The 26,075-nt window shown below is 66.5% G+C and carries 24 protein-coding genes; 8 read left to right on the top strand and 16 right to left on the bottom strand.

Translation table 11 applies throughout. The features are described 5' to 3' along the window. The first annotated feature begins 69 nt into the window (after window positions 1-69). On the top strand, window positions 70-630 hold the full coding sequence (locus tag GGQ89_RS05625) for a GNAT family N-acetyltransferase (protein ID WP_184104790.1): 561 nt from the start codon (window positions 70-72) through the stop codon (window positions 628-630). A gap of 152 nt (window positions 631-782) precedes the next feature. Here the strand turns inward: GGQ89_RS05625 and lpdA are convergent, their stop codons facing one another. From lpdA to phhA, 10 genes are all read right to left on the bottom strand, one after another. Then, entirely contained in the window at window positions 783-2,177 is a 1,395-nt protein-coding gene (gene lpdA / locus GGQ89_RS05630; RefSeq protein ID WP_076717372.1) for a dihydrolipoyl dehydrogenase, read from the bottom strand. Window positions 2,178-2,286: 109 nt separating this feature from the next. After that, window positions 2,287-3,519 (bottom strand): 2-oxoglutarate dehydrogenase complex dihydrolipoyllysine-residue succinyltransferase, encoded by a 1,233-nt coding sequence (gene odhB / locus GGQ89_RS05635; protein ID WP_184104792.1) that lies wholly within the window; start codon window positions 3,517-3,519, stop codon window positions 2,287-2,289. A gap of 112 nt (window positions 3,520-3,631) precedes the next feature. After that, window positions 3,632-6,610 (bottom strand): 2-oxoglutarate dehydrogenase E1 component, encoded by a 2,979-nt coding sequence (locus GGQ89_RS05640; RefSeq protein WP_184104794.1) that lies wholly within the window; start codon window positions 6,608-6,610, stop codon window positions 3,632-3,634. Window positions 6,611-6,740: 130 nt separating this feature from the next. Then, window positions 6,741-7,625, bottom strand: a complete 885-nt coding sequence (gene sucD, locus GGQ89_RS05645; protein ID WP_042484035.1) for a succinate--CoA ligase subunit alpha — start codon at window positions 7,623-7,625, stop codon at window positions 6,741-6,743. A 56-nt stretch (window positions 7,626-7,681) separates the two neighbouring features. Further along, on the bottom strand, window positions 7,682-7,978 hold the full coding sequence (locus GGQ89_RS05650; protein WP_058745938.1) for a GIY-YIG nuclease family protein: 297 nt from the start codon (window positions 7,976-7,978) through the stop codon (window positions 7,682-7,684). Between the two features lie 54 nt (window positions 7,979-8,032). Further along, window positions 8,033-8,995 carry a malate dehydrogenase gene (gene mdh, locus GGQ89_RS05655; RefSeq protein WP_056436995.1) on the bottom strand — a complete coding sequence of 321 codons (963 nt, stop codon included), beginning with the start codon at window positions 8,993-8,995 and terminating at the stop codon, window positions 8,033-8,035. A gap of 132 nt (window positions 8,996-9,127) precedes the next feature. Continuing rightward, window positions 9,128-10,240, bottom strand: coding sequence for a cell division protein ZapE (gene zapE / locus GGQ89_RS05660; protein ID WP_184104796.1), 1,113 nt, complete (start codon window positions 10,238-10,240; stop codon window positions 9,128-9,130). Between the two features lie 218 nt (window positions 10,241-10,458). Beyond that, window positions 10,459-11,238 carry a succinate dehydrogenase iron-sulfur subunit gene (locus tag GGQ89_RS05665; protein ID WP_042484025.1) on the bottom strand — a complete coding sequence of 260 codons (780 nt, stop codon included), beginning with the start codon at window positions 11,236-11,238 and terminating at the stop codon, window positions 10,459-10,461. A gap of 110 nt (window positions 11,239-11,348) precedes the next feature. After that, entirely contained in the window at window positions 11,349-11,924 is a 576-nt protein-coding gene (locus tag GGQ89_RS05670) for an ATP-dependent Clp protease proteolytic subunit (protein WP_184104798.1), read from the bottom strand. A 202-nt stretch (window positions 11,925-12,126) separates the two neighbouring features. Next, window positions 12,127-12,996, bottom strand: coding sequence for a phenylalanine 4-monooxygenase (gene phhA, locus GGQ89_RS05675; RefSeq protein ID WP_184104800.1), 870 nt, complete (start codon window positions 12,994-12,996; stop codon window positions 12,127-12,129). Window positions 12,997-13,010: 14 nt separating this feature from the next. Between phhA and GGQ89_RS05680 the strand changes: the two genes are divergently transcribed. Continuing rightward, entirely contained in the window at window positions 13,011-13,706 is a 696-nt protein-coding gene (locus tag GGQ89_RS05680) for a TIGR02117 family protein (protein WP_184104802.1), read from the top strand. Continuing rightward, window positions 13,667-14,422 (top strand): alpha/beta hydrolase, encoded by a 756-nt coding sequence (locus GGQ89_RS05685; protein ID WP_338112349.1) that lies wholly within the window; start codon window positions 13,667-13,669, stop codon window positions 14,420-14,422. The genes GGQ89_RS05680 and GGQ89_RS05685 overlap by 40 nt, the downstream gene beginning before the upstream one ends. Here GGQ89_RS05685 and GGQ89_RS05690 read toward each other — a convergent pair. Together GGQ89_RS05690 and GGQ89_RS05695 are read right to left on the bottom strand one after the other, a co-directional pair. After that, complete coding sequence (locus tag GGQ89_RS05690) at window positions 14,401-14,712, bottom strand: hypothetical protein (RefSeq protein WP_184104804.1); 312 nt, start codon at window positions 14,710-14,712, stop codon at window positions 14,401-14,403. The two genes, GGQ89_RS05685 and GGQ89_RS05690, sit on opposite strands and share 22 nt — an antisense overlap. A gap of 14 nt (window positions 14,713-14,726) precedes the next feature. After that, entirely contained in the window at window positions 14,727-15,740 is a 1,014-nt protein-coding gene (locus GGQ89_RS05695; RefSeq protein ID WP_184104806.1) for a glycerophosphodiester phosphodiesterase, read from the bottom strand. A 114-nt stretch (window positions 15,741-15,854) separates the two neighbouring features. Here GGQ89_RS05695 and GGQ89_RS05700 point away from each other — a divergent pair, with 114 nt between their 5' ends. From GGQ89_RS05700 to GGQ89_RS05720, 5 genes are read left to right on the top strand one after another with little or no spacing between them, the layout of a single operon-like run. Continuing rightward, a complete protein-coding gene (locus tag GGQ89_RS05700) occupies window positions 15,855-16,391 on the top strand; it encodes a 2Fe-2S iron-sulfur cluster-binding protein (RefSeq protein WP_076717380.1) in 537 nt (178 codons plus the stop codon). After that, a complete protein-coding gene (locus GGQ89_RS05705) occupies window positions 16,388-17,371 on the top strand; it encodes an FAD binding domain-containing protein (protein WP_184104808.1) in 984 nt (327 codons plus the stop codon). Before GGQ89_RS05700 ends, GGQ89_RS05705 begins: the two co-directional genes overlap by 4 nt. 4 nt (window positions 17,372-17,375) lie before the next feature. Then, entirely contained in the window at window positions 17,376-19,613 is a 2,238-nt protein-coding gene (locus tag GGQ89_RS05710) for a xanthine dehydrogenase family protein molybdopterin-binding subunit (RefSeq protein ID WP_184104810.1), read from the top strand. Further along, window positions 19,613-20,536 carry an XdhC family protein gene (locus tag GGQ89_RS05715; protein ID WP_184104812.1) on the top strand — a complete coding sequence of 308 codons (924 nt, stop codon included), beginning with the start codon at window positions 19,613-19,615 and terminating at the stop codon, window positions 20,534-20,536. The genes GGQ89_RS05710 and GGQ89_RS05715 overlap by 1 nt, the downstream gene beginning before the upstream one ends. After that, entirely contained in the window at window positions 20,523-21,146 is a 624-nt protein-coding gene (locus GGQ89_RS05720) for a nucleotidyltransferase family protein (protein WP_184104814.1), read from the top strand. Before GGQ89_RS05715 ends, GGQ89_RS05720 begins: the two co-directional genes overlap by 14 nt. Here the strand turns inward: GGQ89_RS05720 and GGQ89_RS05725 are convergent. Genes GGQ89_RS05725 through GGQ89_RS05740 form a run of 4 tightly spaced genes read right to left on the bottom strand, consistent with a single transcriptional unit; the run spans window position 21,115 to window position 25,919 of the window. Beyond that, on the bottom strand, window positions 21,115-22,320 hold the full coding sequence (locus tag GGQ89_RS05725; protein ID WP_056436960.1) for an ABC transporter permease: 1,206 nt from the start codon (window positions 22,318-22,320) through the stop codon (window positions 21,115-21,117). The genes GGQ89_RS05720 and GGQ89_RS05725 overlap by 32 nt on opposite strands. Further along, entirely contained in the window at window positions 22,320-23,066 is a 747-nt protein-coding gene (locus GGQ89_RS05730; protein ID WP_184104816.1) for an ATP-binding cassette domain-containing protein, read from the bottom strand. The genes GGQ89_RS05725 and GGQ89_RS05730 overlap by 1 nt, the downstream gene beginning before the upstream one ends. Next, window positions 23,056-24,444 (bottom strand): efflux RND transporter periplasmic adaptor subunit, encoded by a 1,389-nt coding sequence (locus GGQ89_RS05735; protein ID WP_184104818.1) that lies wholly within the window; start codon window positions 24,442-24,444, stop codon window positions 23,056-23,058. Before GGQ89_RS05735 ends, GGQ89_RS05730 begins: the two co-directional genes overlap by 11 nt. Further along, complete coding sequence (locus GGQ89_RS05740) at window positions 24,444-25,919, bottom strand: efflux transporter outer membrane subunit (RefSeq protein ID WP_184104820.1); 1,476 nt, start codon at window positions 25,917-25,919, stop codon at window positions 24,444-24,446. Before GGQ89_RS05740 ends, GGQ89_RS05735 begins: the two co-directional genes overlap by 1 nt. Window positions 25,920-26,075: the final 156 nt, after the last annotated feature.

A 26,075-nucleotide genomic window follows, 5' to 3' on the forward strand; every position in this document is an offset into this window, starting at 1 on the left:
CGGCGCGAAAGCGTTGGCCGCCTTTTTTGTGTGCTGCGTCGATGCCATGAACTTTCAGTAGGCGAGATCATGATCCCCCATCTCGACAGCCGCCCCAACCTTGCCACCCCCCGCCTGTCACTGCGGCGTCCGGCCGAGCGTGATGGGGAGGCGATCGTTTCCATCGTCGGGGACTGGGACGTCGCCCGCCGTCTGGCCCGCGTGCCGCATCCTTATGGGCCGGATGATGCGCGCTTTTTTCTGGAGCGGGTCGTTCCCGCCGAATGGGTATGGGCGATAACGCTGCGGGGCGAGGATCAGCTGATCGGCGCGGTCGGCCTGACCCCGGAGGAGGAGACCGCGGAGCTGGGCTATTGGCTGTCCCCGGGCCATTGGGGGCGGGGAATAGCGACCGAAGCAGCGCGGGCGGTCGTGGATTTTGGATTCGAGCATGTTGGGCTTGCTCGCCTGACCTCCGGCTATTTCGAGGACAATCCTGCGTCGGGTCGGGTGCTTACCAAGCTCGGTTTTGTCGAGGCGGGCCGCGTCATGCGCCCCTGTGTCGCCGTCGGCGGCGAAGTCCCGTCCGTGCGGATGAGTCTGGAGCCCTTTTCCTCCCTTGCAAGGGGAGGTGGCAGGCCGAAGGCCTGACGGAGGGGTGTCGCGCTATCGATAGCGCGACACCCCTCCACCATGCTGCGCATGGTCCCCCTGCCCTTGCAGGGGAGGAATTCAAGAGGCCCATAACAAAAGGGGCGAGCACCTTGCGATGCCCGCCCCTCCGTTGATCCGGTAAAGCCCGATCAGATGTGGATCGGCTTGCCCTGCACCGCCATGGCGGCTTCCTTGAGCGCCTCGGCATGGGTCGGGTGCGCGTGGCAGGTATAGGCGATGTCTTCCGACGTCGCGCCGAACTCCATCGCCTGCGCGGCCTGGGCGATCATCGTGCCCGCGAGCGAGGAGATGATCCACACGCCCAGCACGCGGTCGGTCTTGGCGTCGGCGATGACCTTCACAAAGCCGTCGGTGTCGCGGTTGGTCTTGGCGCGGCTGTTTGCCATGAAGGGGAACTTGCCGACCTTGACTTCGCCACGCTCCTTGGCGGCTTCTTCCGACAGGCCGACACCGGCGATCTCGGGCATGGTGTAGACGACGCTGGGGATGACGTCGTGGTTCACGATGCCGGTCTGGCCCGCGATGTTTTCCGCCACCGCGACGCCTTCGTCCTCGGCCTTGTGCGCGAGCATCAGGCCCGGTGCCACGTCGCCGATCGCCCAGACGCCGTCGACATTGGTAGCGAAGTCATGGTCGATCTCGACCTGGCCACGGCCGTTCAGCTTCACGCCGGCGGCTTCCAGGTTCAGCCCGTCAGTGTTGGGCTTGCGGCCGATGGCGACCAGCACGGCGTCGGCAGACAGCGTTTCCGCCGCACCGCCAGCCGCCGGTTCGACCGACACGGTCGCGCGGTCGCCCTCGACGGTGACGCCGGTCACCTTGGTCGAGGTCTTCAGTTCCATGCCCTGCTTCTTGAACAGCTTGGCCGATTCCTTGCGAACCTCGCCGTCGAAGCCGGGGAGAATTTGGTCGAGATATTCGACCACCGTGACCTTGGCCCCCAGACGACGCCAGACCGAGCCCAGCTCCAGCCCGATCACGCCGCCGCCGATGACGACGAGATGCTCCGGCACCTTGGGCAGCGCCAGCGCGCCGGTCGAGTCGACCACGACCTTCTGGTCGATTGCGACGCCCGGCAGCGGGGTCACGACCGAGCCGGTCGCGATCACGATGTCGCGCGCGGTGACGGTCTGGTCGCCGACCTTGACCGTGCTCGAATCCTGGAACGCGGCCTTGCCCTTCAGCCAGGTGACCTTGTTCTTCTTGAACAGATATTCGATGCCGCCGGTCAGCTCGCCGACCGCCTTGGCCTTTTCGGCGTGCATCTGGTCGAGGTTGAGCTTGGCGCCCTCGATCTCGACACCGAACTTGGCGAGGGCACCGTGCGATGCTTCCTCGAACAGCTCGGACGCGTGGAGCAGCGCCTTGGACGGGATGCAGCCGACATTGAGGCAGGTGCCGCCCAGCGTCTCGCGCGCTTCGGCGCATGCGGTCTTCAGGCCCAGCTGCGCCGCGCGGATCGCCGCGACATAGCCGCCGGGGCCAGCGCCGATCACCAGGACGTCATAGTCATACTCAGCCATTTGTCTCTCCCGTTCCCCGGCTCTCGGGGTCCAGCCTGCGGGCGCACCCGCCTGTCACAGCAAGGACGGACCCTCGACCGTTCGAGGGCCCGTATAGATCACAAAGCGATCAGAGGTCGATCAGGATGCGGGTCGGATCCTGGATCGCGTTCTTCAGCGCGACGAGGAAGGTCACCGCCTCGCGACCGTCGATGATGCGGTGGTCGTAGGACAGCGCCAGATACATCATCGGGCGAATGACGATCTGGCCGTCGACGACCACGGGGCGCTCCTCGATGCGGTGGAGGCCCAGCACCGCCGACTGGGGCGGATTGATGATCGGGGTCGACATCAGCGAGCCGAACACGCCGCCGTTCGAGATGGTGAAGGTGCCGCCCTTCATCTCGTCCATCTTGAGCGTGCCGTCCTTGGCGCGCTTGCCGAAATCACCGATCGTCTTCTCGATGCCCGCGACCGTCAGGTCCTGTGCATCGCGGATGACCGGCACGACCAGGCCGTTCGGGGCCGAGACGGCGACCGAGATGTCGGCATAGTCGTGATAGACGATCTCATCGCCCTCGATCGAGGCATTGACCGACGGAATGTCCTTCAGCGCCATGGTCGCGGCCTTCACGAAGAAGCCCATGAAGCCCAGGCGGACGCCGTGCTTCTTCTCGAACAGGTCCTTATACTTGGCGCGTGCCTCGATCACCGCGGTCATGTCGACGTCGTTGAACGTCGTCAGCATCGCGGCGGTGTTCTGCGCTTCCTTCAGGCGCTTGGCGATCGTCTGGCGCAGGCGCGTCATCTTCACGCGCTCTTCCTTGCGCGCCGAACCGGCGGGGGCAGCGGCCGGAGCAGCGGCGGCAGGCGCCGGTGTGCTCGACTTGTTGGCGGCGGCGGCGGCGACGTCTTCCTTGGTGATGCGGCCGTCCTTGCCGGTGCCCTTGATCGTCGCGGGGTCGAGGCCATGCTCGAGGACCGCGCGGCGCACCGACGGCGAGAGCGCTGCGGGCGAGTCGCTCGACTCGTCAGCGGCCGGGGCCGCAGCAGGCGCAGGCGCGGCAGCGGCCGGAGCCGCGGTCACGGCAGGCGTTGCCGCTTCGGTCTTGGCCGGGGCCGAACCACCGGCATCGACGGTGGCCAGCAGCGCACCGACCTGCACCGTGTCGCCGACCTTGACGGCATGGTCGCCCATGACGCCCGCCACCGGCGAGGGCACTTCGACCGAGACCTTGTCGGTCTCCAGGCTCGCGATCGGCTCGTCGACCGCCACCGCGTCACCCGGCTGCTTCAGCCATTCGCCCAGCGTCGCTTCGGAGATCGATTCGCCCAGTACCGGGACCAGAACTTCAGTCGCCATTTCCATTTCCTCCGCCCGGTCCATCGACCGGGGCTCTTACGCGGGCGGGCAAAGCGCCCGCGCCAGATTTCATCCCTCCCCGGCTCGGTCACGAACCGGGGAACTCGGTAAGTCAGTCCGCCGCCGCCGTGGTCGGCTTGGCGGTGGTGTTGCTGCCCTCGGCGCGCGTCCGGCGGATTTCCTCGCGGACATTGTGGCCCAGCGCATCGGCGACCAGCGCGCCCTGCTCGGCGGTGTGGCGCTTCATCAGGCCGGTGGCGGGCGAAGCCGCCGCCGCACGACCCGCGTAACGCGCCCGCTTCACGCTCGCACCGGCAGCCGCCAGCGACTCCTCGATCAGCGGCTCGACGAAGAACCAGTAACCGTTGTTCTTCGGCTCTTCCTGTGCCCAGACCACGTCCAGCAGGTTCGGCATGCGCGCGATCCGCTTGGCGAGCGCGTCGCTCGGGAACGGATAGAGCTGCTCGACACGCACGATCTGGGTCGTGGTGTCGCCCGCCGCGTCGCGTGCCTCGATCAGGTCATAGGCGACCTTGCCGGTGCACAGGACCAGCCGCGTCGTGGCCTCGTCGGCGGCACCATTGGTGTCCGACAGCAGGCGACGGAAGTGGCTCTCGCCCTGGAAGTCCTCGGCCTTCGACACCGCCAGCTTGTGACGCAGCAGCGACTTGGGCGTCATCACGATCAGGGGCTTGCGGAAATTGCGGTGCATCTGGCGGCGCAACAGGTGGAAATAGTTGGCCGGGGTGGTGCAGTTCGCAACCTGGATATTGTCGTTGGCGCAGGACTGGAGGAAGCGCTCGGGACGGGCCGACGAGTGCTCCGGACCCTGACCTTCATAGCCGTGCGGCAGCAGCATCACCAGGCCGTTGGCACGCAGCCACTTGGACTCGCCCGACGTGATGAACTGGTCGATCATGATCTGCGCGCCGTTGACGAAGTCGCCGAACTGCGCCTCCCACATGACCAGCGTCTTCGGGTCGGCCAGCGCATAGCCATACTCGAAGCCGAGCACGCCATATTCGGACAGCGGGCTGTCCAGCACTTCGAAGCTGCCATGCTCGACGGTCTTCAGCGGCACATACTTATGCTCGTCGGTCTGGTCGACCCAGACCGCGTGACGCTGCGAGAAGGTACCGCGCCCCGAATCCTGGCCCGACAGGCGGACGCCGTAACCTTCGGACAGCAGCGAACCGAAGGCCAAGGCCTCGCCGGTCGCCCAGTCGAAATTCTCGCCGGTGGCGAACATCTGGCGCTTGGCGTCGAGCACGCGGTTCAGCGTCTTGTGGACCTGAAGCCCCTCGGGGATCGTGGTCAGCGTGCGGCCGATCGCGTCGAACAGCTTCTTGTCGAGGCCGGTCTCCACGTTGCGGCGACCCTGGTCGGTCTCCTTCGGTGCCGACAGGCCCGACCAGCGACCGGCGAACCAGTCGGCCTTGTTGGGCTTGTAGCTCTGGCCCGCCTCGAACTCGCCTTCGCAGCGCGTGGTGTACTGCTTGATGTTCTCGTCGACCCAGGCCTGATCGACCACACCCTCGGCGACAAGACGCTTCGCATAGGTCTCGGCGACACCGGGGTGCGAGCGGATCTTGTTGTACATCAGCGGCTGGGTGAAGCCCGGCTCGTCGCCTTCGTTGTGACCGAAGCGGCGATAGCACCACATGTCGATCACGATGTCGCGGTGGAACTTCTGGCGGAACTCGATCGCCATCTTGGTGGCGAAGGTCACCGCCTCGGGATCGTCGCCATTGACGTGGAAGACCGGCGCCTGGACGCCCTTGGCCACGTCCGACGGATAGGGCGAGGAGCGCGCGAACTGCGGCGAGGTGGTGAAGCCCACCTGGTTGTTGATGATGAAGTGGACACAGCCACCCGTGTTATAGCCACGAATGCCGGAGAAGCCGAGGCACTCCCAGACGATGCCCTGGCCCGCAAAGGCGGCGTCGCCGTGGATGAGCACCGGTACCGAGGCCGAGTGATCGGTCAGGTCGTCGGCGATCGTCTGGATCGCGCGGGTCTTGCCCAGCACGACCGGGTTCACCGCCTCGAGGTGCGAGGGGTTGGCGACCAGCGACATATGGACCTTGTGGCCGTCGAACTCACGGTCGGTCGAGGTGCCGAGGTGATATTTGACGTCGCCCGAACCACCGATGTCATCGGGGTTGGCCGAACCACCGGCGAATTCGTGGAAGATCACGCGCAACGGCTTGGCCATGACATTGGCAAGCACGTTCAGGCGGCCGCGATGCGCCATGCCGAACACGATCTCGCGCACGCCCATCTGGCCACCGTATTTGATGACCGACTCGAGCGCGGGGATCATCGACTCGCCGCCGTCCAGGCCGAAGCGCTTGGTGCCGACATATTTCTTGCCGAGGAACTTTTCCCACTGCTCGGCCTCGATGACCTTGTTCAGGATCGCCTTCTTGCCATCGACGGTGAAGTCGATCGCCTTATCCTGACCTTCCATCCGGTCCTGAAGGAAGCGGCGCTCCTCCACGTCCGCGATGTGCATATATTCGAGGCCGATATTGCCGCAGTAATTCTTGCGCAGCGTGTCGACCAGCTCGCGAACGGTCGCCCATTCGAAGCCCATCGTGCCGCCGAGATAGACCTTGCGGTCGATATCGGCGTCGGTGAAGCCGTGATATTCGGTCTTCAGATCTTCCGGCAACTCGCGCAGGCCCGACAGGCCCAGCGGGTCGAGGTTCGCCGCAAGGTGGCCGCGCACGCGATAGGTGCGGATCAGCAGCTGGGCGCGGATCGCGTCGCCCGCCGCCTTGACGATGTCGGCGGTCGAAGGGGCCGCCGCGGCGGCTGCCGGAGCGGGCTTCCCACCCTTGGCGGGCTTGGGGGCCGGTTCCATCTGGGTCGGGTCGAGACCCGCCGTCAGATCGTCGGTCGAGGTCAGCGGCCAGCGCTTGTTCTGCCAGCTGGGGGCGCCCACGCCCTGCTCCAGACCCTCGAAGAAGGTCCGCCAGCCCGCATCGACCGACGACTGGTCGGCCTGATACTTGGCGTAGAGCGTTTCGATGAAGGCGGGGCTGACGCCCGCCGCGATGTCGCTGAATTCCTGGCCTTCGTAGCCCATGAGACGCTTCCTCGACCGCCCGTCTTCTTCATGATCGCCACCCCGGCACATCCGCCTGGGGTCCGCAGCCGCGAGCGGCCCGCCTGCCGCCACGGACCCCGGCGGCTGTGCCGGGGTGACGCGATACGCCTTACTTGTTCAGCACCGACAGCAGCGTCGAGCCGAGCTCGGACGGGCTGGCCGCGACCTTGATCCCGGCCGCTTCCATCGCCGCGATCTTGTCCTCGGCGCCGCCCTGGCCGCCCGACACGATCGCACCGGCATGGCCCATGCGACGGCCCGGAGGCGCGGTGCGGCCCGCGATGAACCCGGCCATCGGCTTCGAACGGCCGCGCTTGGCTTCGTCGCGCAGGAACTGCGCGGCTTCTTCTTCCGCCGAGCCGCCGATCTCGCCGATCATGATGATCGACTGGGTCTCGTCATCGGCCAGGAACAGCTCCAGCACGTCGATGAAGTTGGTGCCGTTGACGGGATCGCCGCCGATGCCGACCGCGGTCGTCTGACCCAAGCCAGCGTTCGAGGTCTGGAACACCGCCTCATAGGTCAGCGTGCCCGAGCGGGACACGACGCCGACCGAGCCCTTCTTGAAGATCGAACCCGGCATGATGCCGATCTTGCACTCACCCGGCGTCAGCACGCCCGGGCAGTTCGGACCGATCAGGCGCGACTTCGAACCCGACAAAGCGCGCTTCACCTTGACCATGTCGAGGACCGGAATGCCCTCGGTGATGGCGACGATCAGCGGGATTTCCGCGTCGATCGCTTCCAGGATCGAGTCGGCCGCGAAGGGCGGCGGCACATAGATGACCGACGCGTCGGCGCCCGTCTTCGACTTGGCTTCGGCGACGGTGTTGAAGACCGGCAGGCCGATATGCTCGGTGCCGCCCTTGCCCGGCGTCACGCCGCCGACCATCTGCGTGCCGTACGCCAGCGCCTGCTGGGTGTGGAACGTGCCGGTTTCACCCGTCATGCCCTGGGTGATGACCTTGGTGTTCTTGTTGACGAGGATGCTCATCTAACTTCTCTTCCTCTTGTTCCCCGGCGAAGGCCGGGGCCCAGTGGGGGAAACGGTCATGGCAGTGCGATCCGGTCGTAAAGATCATCCCAGTCGGGATTGAGCCCTTCGATTTCCCGCAGCTTCCAGGCCCGCTTCCATTCCTTCATCCGCAGCTCGCGCTGCCGTGCTGATTCGATGCTCTCATGCGCCTCGAACCAGACGAGGCGATGACAGCGATGCTTTCGCGTGAACCCGGCGACCACCCCGTCGCGATGCTGAAGCACGCGCTGGGCGAGGTTGCTGGTCACACCGAGATAGAGCGTCCCGTTGCGATCGCTGGCCATGATATAGACATAGCCCGGTCGCTCCATCTCGAATGCCTTCCCAACTGGGCCCCAGCCTCCGCCGGGGCACAATGGAATGGATCAGGCCAGCGACTCGTCGATACCCTTGCAGGCGACGAGCAGTTCCTTGACCGCGTCGACCGAGACCTGAAGGTTGGCCTTCGCCTCGTCCGACAGCTTGACCTCGACGACCTTCTCGACGCCGTTCGCGCCGATCACGACGGGCACGCCGACATAGAGGTTGTCGATGCCATACTCACCCGACAGGTGCGCCGCGGCAGGCAGGATGCGCTTCTGGTCGTACAGATACGCCTCGGCCATCGCGATGCCGCTGGTGGCGGGCGCATAGTAGGCCGAGCCGGTCTTGAGCAGCGCGACGATCTCGCCGCCGCCGCCGCGCGTGCGCTTGATGATCTCGTCGACCTTTTCCTTGGTCGAGAAGCCCATCTCGATCAGGTCGCTGACGGGGATGCCGCTGACGGTCGAATATTCCAGGACCGGGACCATCGTGTCGCCGTGGCCGCCGAGCACGAAGGTGTTCACGTCCTTCACCGACACGCCGAACTCCTCGGCGAGGAAGTGCGAGAAGCGCGCCGAGTCGAGCACGCCCGCCATGCCGACGACCTTGTTCGCCGGCAGACCCGAGAATTCGCGCAGCGCCCAGACCATCGCGTCGAGCGGGTTGGTGATGCAGATCACGAAGGCATCGGGCGCGTTGTCGCGGATGCCCTCGCCGACCGCCTTCATCACCTTCAGGTTGATGCCGAGCAGGTCGTCACGGCTCATGCCGGGCTTGCGCGCGACACCGGCGGTGACGATGATCACATCGGCGCCCGCGATATCGGCGTAGTCGTTGGAACCCTTGATATTCGCGTCGAAGCCTTCGACCGGGCCGCACTGCGACAGGTCGAGCGCCTTGCCCTGCGGGACACCCTCGACGACGTCGAACAGGACGATATCGCCCAGCCCCTTGAGCGCGGCGAGGTGCGCCAGCGTGCCGCCGATATTACCGGCGCCGATCAGCGCGATCTTCTTGCGAGCCATTCCAATCCTACTCCGTAGTGGACGTACGTGATTGGTCACGCGGCCTACGCCTATTGCGGCGTCGGGGCAACCGTTATTCCACAGAGTTTAAGATTTTAAACGATAATGGTTCGCAAGTGCATTAAGGCTTGATTAAGCCCCTTCCGAGCCATGGCCCTGGGCCAGATACTCCTCGGAGCGCATCTCTTCCAACCGGCTGATCGTGCGCTCAAACTCGAACCGGCCGTCGCCGGTTTCATACAGTTCGGCGGGCTGGGCGTCGGCTGCGGCGAGCAGCTTGACCTTGTGTTCGTAGAGCGCGTCGATCAGCTGGACGAAGCGCGCCGCCTCGTTGCGGTTCTCCGGCCCCAGCTTGGGGATGCCGACCAAGATGACGGTGTGGAAGCGCCGCGCGACCGCCAGATAGTCCGCCGCCCCCCGCGCCTCGCCGCACAGCCGCTTGAACGAGAAGACGGCGACGCCCTTCAGCGCCTTGGGGACATGCAGCACGCGCCCGCCGACCTTCAGGTCCTCGGAGGGCACATGCGCGGCATCCTCGACCGGATAGTCGGTCAGGCGGAAGAACGCCGCCGAGAGCGTCATCGTCGCCTTCGGCCCATTGGGCACCAACCACGTATCCAGCCGCCCCAGCCGGTCGCGCCGATAGTCGGTCGGGCCATTGAGCGCCAGCACGTCCAACCGCGCCTCAATCAGCGCGATGAAGGGCAGGAAATGCTCGCGATTAAGCCCGTTCTTGTAGAGATCCCTGGGCGGCCGGTTGGAGGTGGTGACGATCGTCACCCCACTCTCGATCAACGCGGTGAACAGCCGCGACAGGATCATCGCGTCCGGGCTGTTCGTCACCATCATCTCGTCGAACGCCAGCAGCCGAACTTCCTCGGCCAGCGCGGCGGCGACGGGGGCGATCGGGTCGCCCGCCTGCTTGGCGCGTTCGGTGGCGATGCGGGCGTGCACCTCCAGCATGAACTCGGCGAAATGGACGCGGCGCTTGGCCTCGACCGCGACATGGTCGAAGAACAGATCCATCAGCATCGACTTGCCGCGCCCGACATCACCCCAGAGATAGACGCCCTTCGGGACAGGCGCCCCCTTGCCGGTCAGGCGGGCAAACAGCCCGGTCCTGCGCGGGGTTTCCAATTCGGTCGCAAGGGCTTCGAGTCGGGCGGCGGCGGCCGCCTGTTCGGGATCGGGGCGAAGCTCTTCGGCGGAGACCAGGCGATGATAGGCGTTGAGGATGTCGGGCATGTTGGGGGCGATGTCTGCCCTGGGGTGGCTGGCGTCAACCCCTCTCCACCCTCACCCTTCCCACCCGCTTGCAGCGGGCGGGCCCCTTCCCTCTCCCATCGGGAGAGGGAGGGAGGCGCGTGAGCGCCGGAAGGGTGGGGGTGGTTGGCGGACCAGATAGAATTGAAAAAGGGGGGCCGTTTCCGCCCCCCCTTTCCGTTTCCATCAAACCAGCCGGATCAGATAACCCGCTCGGCTTCCATCTTCTTGATCTCGGCGATCGCCTTGGCCGGGTTCAGACCCTTGGGGCAGACATTCGCGCAGTTCATGATCGTGTGGCAGCGATACAAGCGGAAGGGATCCTCCAGCTCGTCCAGACGCTCGCCGGTCATCTCGTCGCGGCTGTCGGCCAGCCAGCGATAGGCCTGGAGAAGGATCGCCGGGCCAAGGAACTTGTCGCTGTTCCACCAATAGCTGGGGCACGAGGTCGAACAGCAGGCGCACAGGATGCACTCGTACAGTCCGTCGAGCTTGGCACGGTCGTCCGGCGACTGGAGCCGCTCCTTGCCCGAGGGGGCAGGCGACACGGTCTGCAGCCACGGCTTGATCGAGGCATATTGCGCATAGAAATGCGTGAAGTCGGGAACCAGATCCTTGACCACGTCCATATGCGGCAAGGGCGTGATCTGGACCGTGCCCTTCACATCCTCGATCGCGGTGGTGCAGGCCAGGCCGTTGCGGCCGTCGATGTTCATCGCGCACGACCCGCAAATGCCCTCGCGGCACGAACGGCGGAAAGTCAGCGAGCTGTCCTGCTCGGCCTTCATCTTGATCAGCGCGTCGAGCACCATCGGGCCGCACTCGTCCAGATCGACCTCGAACGTGTCGTAGCGCGGGTTCTGACCCGAATCGGGGTCGTAGCGATAGACCTTAAACTTTTTCAGGCGGCCGCCGGTGGTCGCCTGGTGCGTTTCGCCCTTCTTGATGACGCTGTTCTTCGGCAGGGCAAATTCGGCCATGGTCTCTAACCCGCTGGATGGGCCGGTCCCGGGACCGGCAAAGGATTAGCAGAGCCGATACATGACAGGGCCGGTTGTCGCAAATGTCTTCACGCGATTTAGGCGCGGAGTCAGATCACATCAAGGACCAGCCCCAGGTCGCGCGCTTCCTCGGCGTCGATATACCAGTTGCTGGTCGCCTTTTCGCGCAGTGTGTCGAACGACACCTGCGAACCGTTGACGATGGCGCGGAAGCCCTCCTCCTGGATCAGGACCGACTGCTCGATCTCATGCAGCTTGGCCTTCAGGATCGCGGGCAGGCTGGTGAGCGGGCCGGTCAGGTCGATCGAACCCGACATCTGCCGTTCGTGGAGCATCAGGCGGGTGCCGCGCGTCAGGAACCGCGTCTCGACCGGAAAGGCCGACATGAAGGTCGCCCCGGCCGAATAGACCGCGACCTTACCCAGGAACAGCGTCTCACGCCCGGTATAGTCGCGCAGCAGCCGGATCGAGTCGCCCATGGCCCGCGCCATTTCCGGATCGCCACCCAGCGTGGTGATCGACACGACCAGCGGGCCCTCGGTCGGCGCGGCGGCAAGCTGGTCCTTGAAACCGGCATACATCACCTCGTCCACCGTGCCGTAAAGCTGGACATGGGGCTGGGCGAGCAACGGGTATTTCACCGCTCTGTTGGGCTGGTCATGCATGACATGGCGAACCGGGGTTGCGGGATAATGTTCCCGCGTGTTGCGGGCTCGGGGCGTGGCCTTCGACTTCGCTCAGGCTGAACGGAGGTTTGGAAACATGCCCCCGCCCCGTTCAGGCTGAGCCCTTCGGCTGGCTGGCAAGCCAGCCGCTCAGGATAAACTTCGGCGCGCACAGCGCCGAAGTCGAAGCCCAAGGGAATCCCTATCCGCCCTTCGCCCGGGCATAATCCTGCGTCCCCCGCGTCATCACCTCGTCCCCGTCGACGATCGCCGCCACGGGAATATCGGGCAACGCCTTGATTGCCTCGTAGAGCGGCGCGAAGTCCGTCTCCAGCGTCGTGCGCAGCAATTCCTCGTAACTCGGGATCACGAAATAATTCTGCTGGAAATCGTCGATCCGATACTCCGTCCGCATGACGCGGGCGAGGTCGAAGCCGATCCGGTTCGGACTCGGGTCCTCCAGCGCGAAGCGGCTTTCCGAATAGCTCGACACGATCCCCGCGCCGTAGATTCGCAGGTCGCCGTCCTCGCGCACCAGCCCGAACTCGACGGTGTACCAATAAAGCCGCCCCAGATACTTCAGCGCGTCCATGCCCAGCGCTCGCTGCCCGCCCCGCCCATAGGCGGCGAGATAATCGGCGAAGACCGGGTCGGCGAGCATCGGCACATGCCCGAAAACGTCATGAAAGACGTCCGGCTCTTGCAGATAGTCGAGTTGGTCGGGCCGCCGGATGAAATTGCCCGCGACGAAGCGGCGATTGGCCATATGGTCGAAGAACACGTCGTCGGGCACAAGCCCCGGCACCGCCACGACCTGCCACCCGGTGAGCTTCATCAGCCGTTCGGACAGTTCCTCGAAATCGGGAATGCCCGGCCGCGACAGCTTGAGCACGTCGAGACCGCGCAGATAGGCCTCCGACGCACGGCCCGGCAGCAGCCTGGACTGGCGCGCAAACAGCGTGTCCCAGGTCGCATGTTCCTCTGCGGTGTAACGCTCCCACCCCTGCGGGATGGTCCAGTCGGCGGAGGCTCCCTCGGGCGGGGCGGCGAGAACATGGGTATCCTGTGCCATTCGCGGAGCCTATCATGATGATGGTGACAAATGAAACCATATCGTGGCGACGGCTGGGGCGCGTTGCAAGGGGGGCGCTGGCCGCTATCGGCCTGATCCTGCTGGCCTATCTGGGCATGGGGCTGGCGCTGGGGGCGATCCCACGAACGACCGCGCCGATGCCGAAGGCGGGCGCGGATGCCGTCACCATCTTCGTCGAGTCGAGCGCGATCCACACCGCGATCATCGTACCCAAACAGGCGGCGGGGATGGACTGGCGCGACTGGGCAAGGCCGCAGGACCTGCGCGACCTGCGCTATGCCGGTTTTCCCTTCCTGGCCATCGGCTGGGGCGAGGCGGGCTTCTTTCGCGAAACGCCGCACTGGCGTGACGTGAAGCCGGGCACGATCCTGCATGCCGCGCTGGGCAGCGACCGGACGCTGATCCATGTCGACCATCTGCCGCTGCCCCATGCGAATGGCGACGATGTGCGGGCGATCCGCCTGTCGCCCGAGGCCTATCGCCACCTGATCGCCTTCATCCAGGCGAGTTGGCGGCGCGGTGGCCCGCACTATCCCGGCTATGACGTGTATGACGCCTTTTATGAGGCGAGCGGGCGGTATAGCGCGGTCCATACCTGCAACAGCTGGACCGGCGATGCACTGGCGGCGGCGGGCGTGCGGATGGGGTGGTGGACGCCCTTTCCCTGGACGGTGACGTGGTGGCTGTGATCCCGCCGCCGTCCAAGACGCTCTGGGCCGCCGAATTGCCGCGCGCGCTGTGGATGGGCGCGACCTGGTGGCGGCACCGCGCCTCGCTGACCGCCGCGCCGGAGGGAGACGGGCGGACGGTGATGGCGCTGCCCGGCCTGTTCAACACCGATGGGTCGAATATCGTGCTGCGCCGCTACCTGACCGCCAAGGGCTACCGCGTTCATGGCTGGGGGCTGGGTCGCAACCGTGGGGTGCGCAGCGTCGGGGCGGAGGCCGAACGACTGATCGCCCGCATCGAGTCGCTATCCGATCAGGGGCCGGTGACGCTGATCGGTATCAGCCTGGGCGGGATCATGGCGCGGATGGCGGCGCAAGCCCGCCCCGATCTGGTCGCGGGCGTCATCACCATCGCCTCGCCCTATGCCGGGCCACCCCGCGCGACCAATGTCTGGCGGGCGTTCGAGCGGCTGACCGGCGAGCGGGTGGACGATCCGGCGGTGATCGCGCGCTCGACGACGATTGCAGGTCCGCTGCCCTGCCCTTCCGCCGCGATCTGGAGCCGGAACGACGGGCTGGTCGCAGGGACGATCTGCCGCGACGACACGACCCCGGCGGTCGAGGTCACGTCCAGCCATTTATGGGTTCAGCACAGGCCGCAGGTGCTGGCGGCGGTGGCGACCATCCTCGCCGGATGGCCGCCGCCCGTCAGCGATCAATCGTTGGCGGCGCGGTAGCCGTCATAGCCCTGTTGGCTGGGCTGGCCCTGCGGGTTCTGCTGACATTGTTCGGGATGCTTGCGGCACTGCTTTTCATATTCGCGGCGCTCACGGCCTTCGCGCGCTTCCTTCTTGCGCATCTTGCGGCCGTAATTGCGGTCGGCCTCGTCCTGGCTCGTCGTGGTCCAATCGACCACCTGCCCCGCCGCCTGGAAGGGGGCCTTCACCACGCTGGCGACCGTCTTGACGCAGCCTCCGGTGGCCAGCGGCAGGGTCAGGACGGCGAGTTTCAGGACGAGGTTACGCATGGTCTTGGGATCTTTCAGCGGGCGCGCAGATAAGCGTTGCGCGTTTCTACCCCGATTTGCGGGAAATCGGTGAAGAAACCGTCGATGCCCTGGCCCAGTGCGGCGCGAATTTCGCCCGCGACATCGCCATGCGCCTTGGGATTGGCGCCCCTGCGAAAGCCGGCCCGCACGAACTGGTTTTCCGCGCGATAGGTCCAGGGGTGGACGCGAAGGCCCGCCGCATGGGCGTCGGCGACCAGGGACGAAGGCGCATCGCCGTTCCACAGCATCGCCTTGTCCGGCCCGATCCCCCAGGCATAGGTCGCGACCTGCTTCATACCCTCGGGCGTCATCATCGCGGCATAGCTGGGCGCGGCATTGTCCGCCGGACCGCCCTCGCCCGAAACCAGCTGGATCAGGCGGATGCCGGTCATGGTCTTGAGGTGCTTGAGGTTGTTCACCTCGAACGACTGGATGAAGACCGGCGCATCGGCCGTCTTCCAGCCCGCCTTGTCCAGCGCGGCAATTAGCGGGGCGTCGGTGCCCTTGCCGATTCCGGCGAAATAGGTCGGATGCTTGGTTTCGGGATAGATGGCGATGGTGCGACCGGTCTCCCTCGACCGGGTCTTCGCCAGCGCGATGATCTCCTCCAGCGTCGGGATCTCGAACTGCCCGTCATAGGCGGTCGAGCGCAGTTGCGGCAGGCGTTCACGGGCGCGGAGCGTCTTCAGCTCGGCGAGCGTGAAGTCCTCGGTGAACCAGCCGGTCTCGGCCTGGCCGTCGATCGTCTTGGTCGTCTTGCGATCGGCGAACTCCGGGTGGGCGGCGACATCGGTCGTGCCCGAAATCTCGTTCTCGTGTCGCGCGACGAGATGGCCGTCCCTGGTGGGCACCAGATCGGGCTCGATCACGTCCGCGCCTTCGCGGATCGCAAGATCATAAGCGGCCAGCGTATGTTCGGGGCGCTGCCCGCTGGCCCCGCGATGCGCGATGACGATCGGGGACGAAAGGGGAGGCGAGGAAAGCGGCTTGGGGGCGTCGGCGGACATGGCCTCACCCTGCCCCATGACGAGCGCAGCGGCAATGAGAGTGGTTCGCAACGGGAAACGCAGGGAAATCATGGCGTTTGTTCATCCATTCCTAATCCCAAAGGGGATGCGCCCGTGCATTTCACAATCAATGGTCAATCGCATGACATCGAGGTCGATGTCCGAACCTCCCTCCTCGACCTGTGTCGCGAGCATCTGGGCCTGACCGGCTCGAAAAAGGGCTGCGACCATGGCCAGTGCGGCGCGTGCACGATGCTGGTCAACGGACGCCGCGTGAACAGCTGCCTGACGCTGGCGGTGATGCATCAGGATGACGAGATCACCACCATTGAGGGACTGGGCCAGCCGGGCAATCTCCACCCCTTGCAGGATGCGTTCGTGCGGCATGACGGTTTCCAGTGCGGATACTGCACGCCGGGCCAGATCTGTTCGGCGGTCGGCATGATGGACGAGGTGAAGAAGGGCTGGCCCAGCCATGTCACCGAAGATTTGGGCGCGGCCGAGCTGACGGTGGAGGAAATCTCCGAACGGATGAGCGGCAATTTGTGCCGCTGTGCCGCCTATCCCAATATCGTCGATGCGATCCGCGACGTGGCGGGCCTGGGCGACCGCAATCCCAACGAGGACGTCGGTAAGGAGGTCGCGGCATGAAGCTGTTCGACTATGCCCGCGCCGACTCGGTCGCGACCGCCACCCGTGACGGGGCGGTGCCGGGCGCGCGCTTCATCGCGGGTGGCACCAACCTGCTCGACCTGATGAAATTGCAGGTCGAGACGCCCGAGACGTTGGTCGACATCAGCCGCCTGGCCCTGACGGAGATCGAGGAGCGCGAGGATGGCGGCCTGACCATCGGTGCGCTGGTGCCCAATAGCGACCTTGCCGCCGATGCCCGCGTGATCGAGCGCTATCCGGTGCTGTCGCGCGCCTTGCTGGCCGGGGCTTCGGGGCAATTGCGCAACAAGGCATCGACCGGCGGCAACCTGCTCCAGCGCACGCGCTGCTATTATTTCTACGACCCCGCCACCCCGTGCAACAAGCGCGAGCCTGGCAGTGGCTGTTCGGCGATCGGCGGCGAGAACCGCATCCTCGCCATCCTCGGCACCTCGGACCAGTGCATCGCGACGCACCCCAGCGACATGGCGGTCGCCATGCGCGCATTGGAGGCGGTGATCGTCACGCAAAAGCCCGACGGCGACCGCCGCCGGATCGCGATCGGTGACTTTTATCGCCTGCCGGCAGCCACGCCCGAGATCGAGAATGTCCTGGAGCCGGGCGAGCTGATCACCCATGTCGAACTGCCCCCCGCGCCCGCGGGTCGCCAGACCTATCGCAAGGTGCGCGACCGGGCGTCCTATGCCTTCGCGCTGGTCTCGGTCGCCGGGATCGTCGCGATCGAGGGCGGCCGGATCGCCTCGGCGCGCCTCGCCTTTGGCGGGCTCGGTCCGATGCCGTGGCGCAACGAGGCGGTGGAGGCCGCGCTGGTCGGACAGGAGCCGACCGACGCCGCCTTCCACGCCGCCGCCGACGCGCTGCTGGCGGACGCCAGGGGCTATGGCTCGAACGACTTCAAGATTCCGCTGACGCGTCGCACCCTGGTCGCGACGCTCCGTGAACTGACGCAGGAGGGCTGATCCCATGTTCGGATTCGGCAAGGACGATACGAACGCGCTGACCATGAATCAGCCGCATCCCGACAGCCTGCTCGACACGGGCGTGCAGGGGGTGATTTCCAAACCGCTCGACCGCGTGGACGGCCCGAAAAAGGTGACGGGCACCGCCACCTATGCGGCCGAATACGCCATCGAAAATGTCGCGCACGGCGTGCTGGTCAGTGCGACCAAGGGCCATGCCAAGATCAAGGCGATCGACGCCGATGCGGTCAAGGCCATCCCCGGCGTCATCGACGTCATCACCGACTACGACACCTTCATCCGCAATTCGCAGCAGGGCGGCGAGACGAGCGCACCGACCCAAGGCGTGCGCACCATCGACTATTTCGGCGAGATCATCGCGATCGTCGTCGCCGAGAGCTTCGAAGTGGCACGTGACGCGGCCAAGCAATTGAAGGTCGACTATGAACCGCTCGACGGCACGTTCGACTATGAGGCGAACAAGGGCGAAGCCGAGCCTGCGCCCGACGGCCTGATCAAGGGCCATTACGACCAGGGCGATTTCGACAAGGCGTTCGAGAATGCCCCCGTCAAGGTCGACGTGACCTATACCACCCCCAGCCAGAACTCGGCGGCGATGGAGCCGCACGCCTCGATCGCGGTGTGGGAGGATGGCGCGCTGACGCTCTACGGCGCGTACCAGATGCCGACCTCCGACGCGCAGCAGCTGGCCAAGGCGCTGGGTGTCGCGCAGTCCAAGGTGCGAATCATCTCGCGCTATATCGGCGGCGGCTTCGGATCGAAGCTGGGCATCGCACCCGAGAGCGTCGCCGCCGCCATCGCCGCCAAGCAGCTTGGCCGCCCGGTCAAGGCGGTGATGCTGCGCCAGCAGGTGTTCGACGCCACCGTCCGCCGCTCCAATACCGAACAGCGGATGCGGCTGGGCGCCGAGGCGGGCGGCCGGATCGTGGCGCTGGGCCATGAATCCATCACCTCCAACCTGCCCGACGAGGATTTCTTCGAACCCGTCGGGATCGGTACGCACTTCCTCTATGGCGGCGAGAATCGGCGGATCAATCATGACGTGGTCCGGCTGAACTGGACGCTGTCGGGCTCGATGCGCGCCCCCGGCGAGGCGGTCGGCATGGTCGGCATGGAATGCGCCATGGACGAGCTGGCGGAAGCCATCGGCATGGACCCCATCGCCCTGCGCAAGGTCAACGACCCCCAGCAGGACCCGGAATTGAAGGTGCCCTATTCCTCGCGCAACCTGACGCGTTCGCTGGAGGAAGGCGCGAAGCATTTCGGCTGGGACCAGCGCCAGGCACCGGGCCAGCGGCGCGAGGGCGACTGGCTGATCGGCATGGGCGTTGCCGCCGCCTGCCGCTCGAACCAGTTGCAACAGTCCGCCGCCAAGGTCGAACTGCACCCGGACGGCAGCGCGACGGTATCCTCCGCGATGACCGATATCGGCACCGGCAGCTATACCATCATGGCGCAGATCGCCGCCGAGATCCTGGGCCTGCCGGTCGAGAAGGTGACCATGTCGCTGGGCGACACCAACGATCCCCCCGCCGCCGGTTCGGGCGGGTCCTGGGGTGCGGCGTCGGCTGGTTCGGCGGTGTATCTCGCGGCCGAGCGCGTGCGCGAGAGGCTGGCCAAGGCGATGGGCGTGAAGCCCGAGGACCTGACGCTCAAGGACGGCATGGCGATCGGCGACAATCGCTCGGTGCCGCTGGCCGAACTGGTCGGCAAGGATGGCCTGTCCGCCATCGGCGAGATCAAGCCGGGCCAGCAGGAAAAGCAGTTCAACCAGGCGAGCTACGGCGCGCATTTCGCCGAGGTCGGCGTGAACGTCGTCACCGGCGAGGTCCGCGTCCGGCGGATGCTGGGCGTGTTCGCGGCGGGGCGCGTGCTCAACGCCAAGACGGCGCGCTCGCAATGCCTGGGCGGCATGACCTTCGGCATCGGCACCGCGCTGACCGAGGATCTGATCCACGATCCGCGCACCGGCAAGCTGGTCAACCACGACCTGGCGGAATATCATGTGCCGGTGAACGCCGATGTGCCCCAGCTGGAAGTCCATTTCCTCGACGAGCGAGACATCCATGCCAATCCGATCCATGCCAAGGGGATTGGCGAGCTGGGCATTTCCGGCGCGGCCCCGGCCGTGGTCAACGCCATCTACAACGCCACCGGCGTGCGGGTGCGCGAAATGCCGGTGACGCTCGACAAGCTGCTCGATCATCTTCCGGCGCTTTGATGAGCGACCATGACAGCGTCCTCGCCGCCGCAAGGGAATGGCGGGGCGAGCCGATGGCGATCGCGACGGTGGTGTCGACCTGGGGGTCGGCACCACGCCCGCGCGGCAGCCATATGCTGGTCCATGCCGATGGCCGGTTCGAGGGATCGGTGTCGGGCGGCTGCGTCGAGAACGACATTCTCCATACCGCCGCCGAAGTCATCGCGGGCACGCCGTTCCAGGTGAAGCGCTACGGCGTGGCCGACGCCTCGGCCTGGGAAGTCGGCCTACCCTGCGGCGGCGAGATCGCGGTGATGGTGCAGCCGGTGTCGGCGGACGGCTTCGACCCCGAACTCTTCGACCGGATCGCCGAGGCGCGCGAGCGGGGCCAGGCGCTGACCGTCACCACCGACTTGACCAGCGGCCATTCGGACCTGCGCCCGATCGAGACGGGCGAGGTCTTCGCCAATCGCTACGACCCGCCGCGCCGGTTGCTGATCGTCGGCGCGGTGCAGATCGCACAGTCTCTCGCGCAACTCGCGCAGACTTTGGGCATCGCCACGGTCGTCATCGACCCGCGCGCCCGCTTCCTGACCGAGGAACGCTTTCCCGGCGTCACGCTGGACGACCGCTGGCCCGACGAGGCGGTGGCGGCCTATGCCCCCGGCCCGGCGACCGCCGTGGTGACGCTGAGCCACGACACCAAGATCGACGACCCCGCATTGGTCGCCGCGCTCGCCAGCGACACCGCCTATGTCGGCGCCTTGGGCAGTCGGCGCAGCCATGCCGCACGACGCGAGCGGCTGGCGGCGATGGGTGTCGCCGCAGAAGCGATCGACCGGATCGACGGTCCGGTCGGGCTGGATATCGGCGCGATCGGCCCTTCCGAAATCGCCCTGTCGATCGCAGCCGCCATGATCGGAGCCTTTCATGATCGACCCTGAAAATGTCGCCCTGGTCCTGCTGGCGGCGGGCCGGTCGAGCCGCTTCGGCATGGAGAACAAGCTGGAAGCCGAGTTTCTCGGCAAGCCGGTCGGCTTTCACGTCACCACCGCGTTGGAGAGCGTCCCCTTTGCCGAGCGGATCGTGGTGACGGACGGATGCCAGCTCGATTTCGCGTCACGCGGCTATCGCGTTATCCATAACGCCGAGGTCGGTCGGGGCATGTCCCACTCGCTGCATCTGGGCGTGCGCGAGGCGATGACGGCGTCGCCCCAGGCGATCCTGATCGCCCTGGCCGATATGCCGCGCGTGACGGCGGCGCACATCTATCGCCTGTTCGATGCGTTCGAGGGGCCGGACTCGGTGGTGGTGTCGAGTAATGGCGAGCACCCAACCCCGCCGGGCATCTTCGGTGCGGGCCGGTTCGACGCGTTGCTCACTCTGCAAGGCGACGAGGGCGGTCGCAAGCTGGTCGCGGGCGGACGGCATGTCGTGACCACGCCTGCCGAGTTGATCGACATCGACACGCCCGAGGATCTGGAACGCCTGCGCCAGCTCGTCCACGCCCCCGAGCGGACGATCACTCGTGGCGAAGCGCGTCGATCGGATTGAGCGCCGCCGCCCGCCGCGCCGGGAAGTAACCGAACACCACCCCGATCACCGCCGAAATGGCAAAGGCGATGATGTTGATCTGCGGATCGAAGGTCCAGGGCACCTGCATTACCGGCACCAGCAGAGCAATGATCGCCTGCGCCAGGATCAGGCCGATGATCCCGCCCAGGCAGGACAGCACCACCGCCTCGACCAGGAACTGCATCAGCACCTCGCGCGCGACCGCACCGATGGCCAGGCGGATGCCGATCTCACGCGTGCGCTCGGTCACGGACACCAGCATGATGTTCATGATGCCGATGCCGCCGACCACCAGGCTGATCGCCGCCACCGCGGCGACGATGCGGGTCAGCATGGTCGTCGTGCTGGTCAGCGTGTCGCTGATCTGCTTGGTGTCGAAGATGTTGAAGTCGTCGTCCTTGCCGCCGCTGATGTTGCGCCGTTCGCGGAGCAGATCGGTGAGCGACGATTGCACCGCCGAGGTCGAATAGGCCTGATCGACACCGACCAGCATCAGGCGAATGTCGCGGCTGCCGGTGAAGCGGCGCTGGACCGCCTTGATCGGCATCAGCACCACGTCGTCCTGATCGCCGAAGCCCCCCTGCCCGCGCGTCGTCAGCACGCCGATCACGTCGCAGCTGATCGCCCCGATACGGAAGCGCTTGCCGACCGCATCGGTGCTGCGAAACAGGTTCTGGCGGACGGTATTGCCGATGATGCACACCGCCTTGCCCGCTGCCTGCTCGGCCGGGGTCCAGGTGCGGCCCGAGGCCAGCGGCCAGGGCTGGACGGTGAAATAGGCCAGCGTCGTGCCGGTAACGGTGGTCGACCAGTTCGCGCCTTCATAGATGGCGGTCGCCGTCGTCTGCGCCTGCGGCGCCACCGCCGTGACGCCCGCGATCTGGTCGGCGATCGCCTCGACATCCTCGGGCTTGAAGTCGGGCGGACGCGGGCCGCCGCCGCCGCGTCCGAAGCCTTGGCCGGGGCGGACCTGAAGGATGTTGGTGCCCAGCGACGAGATCGACTGCTGCACGGCCGCCGTCGTCGCCTTGCCCAGCGTCACCATGGTCACGACCGCGCCGACGCCGATGATGATGCCCAACGTCGTCAGGAACGAGCGCAGCACATGCCGCCGGATCGAGCGGATGGCGAGGATGAGCGTGGTGCCGAACATCAGTTCCCATCCCTGTCGAACGGGGCCATGTCCGGCACGACGCCCGGCCGGTGCTGCGCCTCGATCCGATCGACCAGCCCGTCCTTGAAGTGGATGACCGTGCGCGCGAACGCGGCCATGTCCGGTTCGTGCGTGACCATCAGCACGGTAATGTTGCTGTCCCGGTTGAGCCCGGTCAGCAACTCCATGATCTCGACCGAGCGTTCGGAATCGAGATTGCCGGTCGGCTCGTCGGCAAGAAGGACGTCGGGGCTGGTGACGATGGCGCGCGCGATCGCCACGCGCTGCTGCTGTCCGCCCGACAGCTCGGCGGGCGTATGGTCCCACCATTTGTCGAGGCCGACCTTCTCCAGCGCCGCCATGCCCAGATCGCGCCGGGTCCTTTTGTCCTCACCGCGATAGAGCAGCGGCAGCTCGACATTCTCCAGCGCGGTGGTGCGCGACAACAGGTTGAAGCCCTGGAACACGAAACCCAGATAGCGCCGCCGCAGCATGGCGCGCTGGTCGCGGTCCAGCGTCTCGACATGATGGCCGCGGAACAGGAAGTTTCCGCCGCTCGGCACGTCCAGACATCCCAATATGTTCATCGTGGTCGACTTGCCCGACCCCGAAGGCCCCATCACGGCGACGAAATCACCCGCCGCAATGTCCAGGTCGACACCCTTCAGCGCCTGGAACTGGGTCGCCCCCATGCCATAGGTCTTGGTGACGCCGCGAAGCTGGATGAGCGGGGCGTCAGCGGCCACCACCGCCCCCGCCCTGCTGGCCGCTACCCTGACGCCGCTGGCCACCGCCACGGGGCGCGGCGCTCTCGCCACCCGCAAGCTGCCCGGTGATGACCTGCATGCCGGGCTTCAGGCCACCCGACAGCACCTCGGTCATCGAACCATTGGTGTCGCCGGTGACGATCTGGATCGGCTGCGGCTTGCCGTCGTCGCCCCGGACATAGACGGTCTGGGTCGCGCCGCGCTGAACCGTGGCGGTGCGTGCGGCGCGGTCCCGGCGCGGGCGGAAGGTCAGCGAGCCCGCAATGCCGCCGCCGCCCGCTTGCGCGCCGTCGGACGGCTTGAAGCGCAGGGCCGCGTTAGGGATCAGCATGACGTTCTTCTTGTCCGACGTCACGATATCGGCGGTCGCGGTCATGCCGGGGCGCAGTTGCAGGTCGGGATTGCCCACCGTCAGGTCGGCGGCATAGCTGACCACCTGCCCCGTGGTCGAGGCGGCGCTGGTGGTCGAGGAGGCGGACGAGGTCGCCGCGCTGACCGTCAGGTTCGACCCCAGATCGACGCGGGTGATCGTCGCGGGGAAGGTCCGCCCCGGAAAGGCGTCGACGGTGAAATTGGCCTTCTGCCCGACCTTCACCTCGCCGACATCGGCCTCGTCGATCGCGACCTCCAGCTTCATCTTGGTCAGGTCTTCGGCGATGACGAACAGGGTCGGCGTGTTGAACGACGCCGCGACCGTCTGGCCCGGATCGACCTGTCGCGCCAGTACCACGCCGGAGACGGGCGAGCGGATGATCGCACGCTGGCGCTGGGTCTGCGACTGGGCGAGCTGGGCGCGGGCGGCGGTGACATTGGCCTCCGCGACGCGCAGCGCGGCGAGCGCGCGCTGGGCATCGGCACGCCCCGCCTGAAGTTCGGTGGCCGAGGGCACCCGGCCGTTCGACAGCTTGTAGACCTGCTCCAGTCGCGCCAGTTGCGCCTGCGATTCCGACACGGTCGCGCGCGCCTGCGCCACCTGCGCGACATTGGCGGCGAGCGTCGCCTGGGCGGCGCGGATCTGGTCATCGATCTGTTCTGGATCGATCAGCGCCAGCGCCTCGCCCGCCTTCACCCGGTCGTTCACATCGACCACGACCTTCGTCACCAGACCCGACAGCTGCGAGCCGACAGTCACCTGGTTGGTCGGCGCCAGCTTGCCGGTGGCCGAGACGGTCACGGTCAGGTCGCCGCGCGTGACCGGGGCGGTCGCGAAGCCCGCTTCCTTCGATCCGCCGAAACAGCTTTTCAGCAGCAGCGCGAGCAGCACCACGCCAACGACCACCACGCCCCACTGCACCCATTTGCGCCAGCGCGGCTGTGGCTTCACGCCCAGGAAATCGTCGAGAGTCTGGTCGGCCATCAGCGGTTGTCCGGGGTTGTGGCGAGGCGCGGCGGCGCTTCGGGGGTGGTCGTGTCGTCCCATCCGCCGCCCAGCGCGGCGAACAGCGCGACTTGCGCGGTCGCGGCGTCGGACCGGGCCTGAACCAGCCCGTTCTGCGCGTTCAGGAACGCCGCCTCCTGTTGCGACAGGGTGGTGAAATCGGTGAGTCCCGAGCGATATTGGCTGCGCGCCAGGATCGCCGAGTTGCGCGCGGCGTCGAGTTGAATGGCGAATTGCCGTTCCCGCTCGCGCGCGGTGTTGAGCGCGACGATGGCGTTCTCGACATCCTCCAGCGCGAGCAGGACGGTGCCCTGATAGGCGGCATAGCTCTGATCGGCGAGCGCCTGGGCATTGCGCACCTGGCTGCGCAGTCGTCCGCCGTTGAAGATCGCCTGGGTCAGGCCTGCAAACAGGCTGCCGGTGATCGCGTCACCCAGCGAACCGATGCTGGTCGCCGCCGTATTGATGTTCCCGGAAATGGCGAGCGCCGGATAGAGCGCGGCCTGCGCCACGCCGATCCGCGCGGTGGCGGCGGCGAGATTGCGTTCGGCCGCTCGGACATCGGGGCGGCGGCGCAGGATATCGGCGGGAATGCCGGTGCCGATCATAACGGGGCCGGTGGGGATCGGCTTGACCGCCGCCAGCCGCGCCTTGACCGCGCCGGGTGCCTGGCCGGTCAGCACGCCCAGCCGCGACACGGCGGCATTATATTGCTGTTCGATCGAGGGGATGGTCGCGGCGGTCTTGGCCCGCTGGCCACGCGCCTGTTCGGCGTCCAACGAGGAAACGAGGCCCGCCTGCACCCGGAAACCGGCAATCTCCAGATTGTCGTCCTGCAACGACAGGCTGGCCCGCGCATTGGCCAGCTGTGCCTGATAGGCCCGCGCCAGCATGTAGTTGCGCGCCAGCTCACTCTCGACGGTCAGCAGCGTGGCGGCATAGCTGAACCCCGCGCCCTCATAGGTCGCCTGGGTCGCCTCCACCGTGCGGCGGACCTCGCCGAACAGGCCGACCTGATAGCTGGCCGACAATCCCACGGTGAAGCTGTTGCTGCCGCCCCCGCCGGTATCGACGACGGTACCGTCGGGCAGCGTGAAGCTGCGCCCGCCGCCGCGCAGATTCTCGTTGCGCTGATAGCCGGTTGAGCCGGAGACATTGGGCAGCAGCGACGCGCGGCTCTGGATCAGGCTTTCGCGCGCCTGCCGCAGCCGGGCGATCGCCTGGACCACGTCGGTATTGGCGACCACCGCCTGCTCGACCAGTTCGGCGAGCAGCGGATCGTCGAACGACCGCCACCACCGGGTCAGGTCCTGTGCCTGCGCATTGGCGGCGGGCACCGACCAATTGGTGGGCACCCCCAGCGCTTGCGGAGCGGCGGGGCGGTAATCGGGGCCGACCGTACAGCCGGACAAGGCGGCTGTGGCCAGGAGAAGGACGCAGGCGCGAGGCTTCATGGCCCGGAACGTGCCGTGCCGTTACGGCCCCGTCCAGTGTGTTTATGTCGCAAATTGTGACGGATGCGGCAGATTGCCGTCATCCCGTGCGACACGTTTTCGCGGGGTGGAAGTTCCGCTGAAATTCAAAAATCCTCCCCGGTACGGGGAGGTGGC

It is taken from the genome of Sphingomonas yabuuchiae, from assembly GCF_014199595.1.
Classification (GTDB): Bacteria; Pseudomonadota; Alphaproteobacteria; order Sphingomonadales; family Sphingomonadaceae; genus Sphingomonas; species Sphingomonas yabuuchiae.

What these genes read in the sequence shown, in the direction of transcription:
- mdh (WP_056436995.1), bottom strand. Translation starts at nt 8,995, where the DNA reads ATGGCTCGCAAGAAGATCGCGCTGATCGGCGCCGGTAATATCGGCGGC.
- GGQ89_RS05735 (WP_184104818.1), bottom strand. Translation starts at nt 24,444, where the DNA reads ATGGCCGACCAGACTCTCGACGATTTCCTGGGCGTGAAGCCACAGCCG.
- sucD (WP_042484035.1), bottom strand. Translation starts at nt 7,625, where the DNA reads ATGAGCATCCTCGTCAACAAGAACACCAAGGTCATCACCCAGGGCATG.
- zapE (WP_184104796.1), bottom strand. Translation starts at nt 10,240, where the DNA reads ATGCCCGACATCCTCAACGCCTATCATCGCCTGGTCTCCGCCGAAGAG.
- GGQ89_RS05710 (WP_184104810.1), top strand. Translation starts at nt 17,376, where the DNA reads ATGTTCGGATTCGGCAAGGACGATACGAACGCGCTGACCATGAATCAG.
- lpdA (WP_076717372.1), bottom strand. Translation starts at nt 2,177, where the DNA reads ATGGCTGAGTATGACTATGACGTCCTGGTGATCGGCGCTGGCCCCGGC.
- phhA (WP_184104800.1), bottom strand. Translation starts at nt 12,996, where the DNA reads ATGGCACAGGATACCCATGTTCTCGCCGCCCCGCCCGAGGGAGCCTCC.
- GGQ89_RS05665 (WP_042484025.1), bottom strand. Translation starts at nt 11,238, where the DNA reads ATGGCCGAATTTGCCCTGCCGAAGAACAGCGTCATCAAGAAGGGCGAA.
- GGQ89_RS05640 (WP_184104794.1), bottom strand. Translation starts at nt 6,610, where the DNA reads ATGGGCTACGAAGGCCAGGAATTCAGCGACATCGCGGCGGGCGTCAGC.
- GGQ89_RS05705 (WP_184104808.1), top strand. Translation starts at nt 16,388, where the DNA reads ATGAAGCTGTTCGACTATGCCCGCGCCGACTCGGTCGCGACCGCCACC.
- GGQ89_RS05625 (WP_184104790.1), top strand. Translation starts at nt 70, where the DNA reads ATGATCCCCCATCTCGACAGCCGCCCCAACCTTGCCACCCCCCGCCTG.
- GGQ89_RS05695 (WP_184104806.1), bottom strand. Translation starts at nt 15,740, where the DNA reads ATGTCCGCCGACGCCCCCAAGCCGCTTTCCTCGCCTCCCCTTTCGTCC.
- GGQ89_RS05720 (WP_184104814.1), top strand. Translation starts at nt 20,523, where the DNA reads ATGATCGACCCTGAAAATGTCGCCCTGGTCCTGCTGGCGGCGGGCCGG.
- GGQ89_RS05715 (WP_184104812.1), top strand. Translation starts at nt 19,613, where the DNA reads ATGAGCGACCATGACAGCGTCCTCGCCGCCGCAAGGGAATGGCGGGGC.
- GGQ89_RS05740 (WP_184104820.1), bottom strand. Translation starts at nt 25,919, where the DNA reads ATGAAGCCTCGCGCCTGCGTCCTTCTCCTGGCCACAGCCGCCTTGTCC.
- GGQ89_RS05680 (WP_184104802.1), top strand. Translation starts at nt 13,011, where the DNA reads ATGATGATGGTGACAAATGAAACCATATCGTGGCGACGGCTGGGGCGC.
- GGQ89_RS05725 (WP_056436960.1), bottom strand. Translation starts at nt 22,320, where the DNA reads ATGTTCGGCACCACGCTCATCCTCGCCATCCGCTCGATCCGGCGGCAT.
- GGQ89_RS05670 (WP_184104798.1), bottom strand. Translation starts at nt 11,924, where the DNA reads ATGCATGACCAGCCCAACAGAGCGGTGAAATACCCGTTGCTCGCCCAG.
- GGQ89_RS05690 (WP_184104804.1), bottom strand. Translation starts at nt 14,712, where the DNA reads ATGCGTAACCTCGTCCTGAAACTCGCCGTCCTGACCCTGCCGCTGGCC.
- GGQ89_RS05650 (WP_058745938.1), bottom strand. Translation starts at nt 7,978, where the DNA reads ATGGAGCGACCGGGCTATGTCTATATCATGGCCAGCGATCGCAACGGG.
- odhB (WP_184104792.1), bottom strand. Translation starts at nt 3,519, where the DNA reads ATGGCGACTGAAGTTCTGGTCCCGGTACTGGGCGAATCGATCTCCGAA.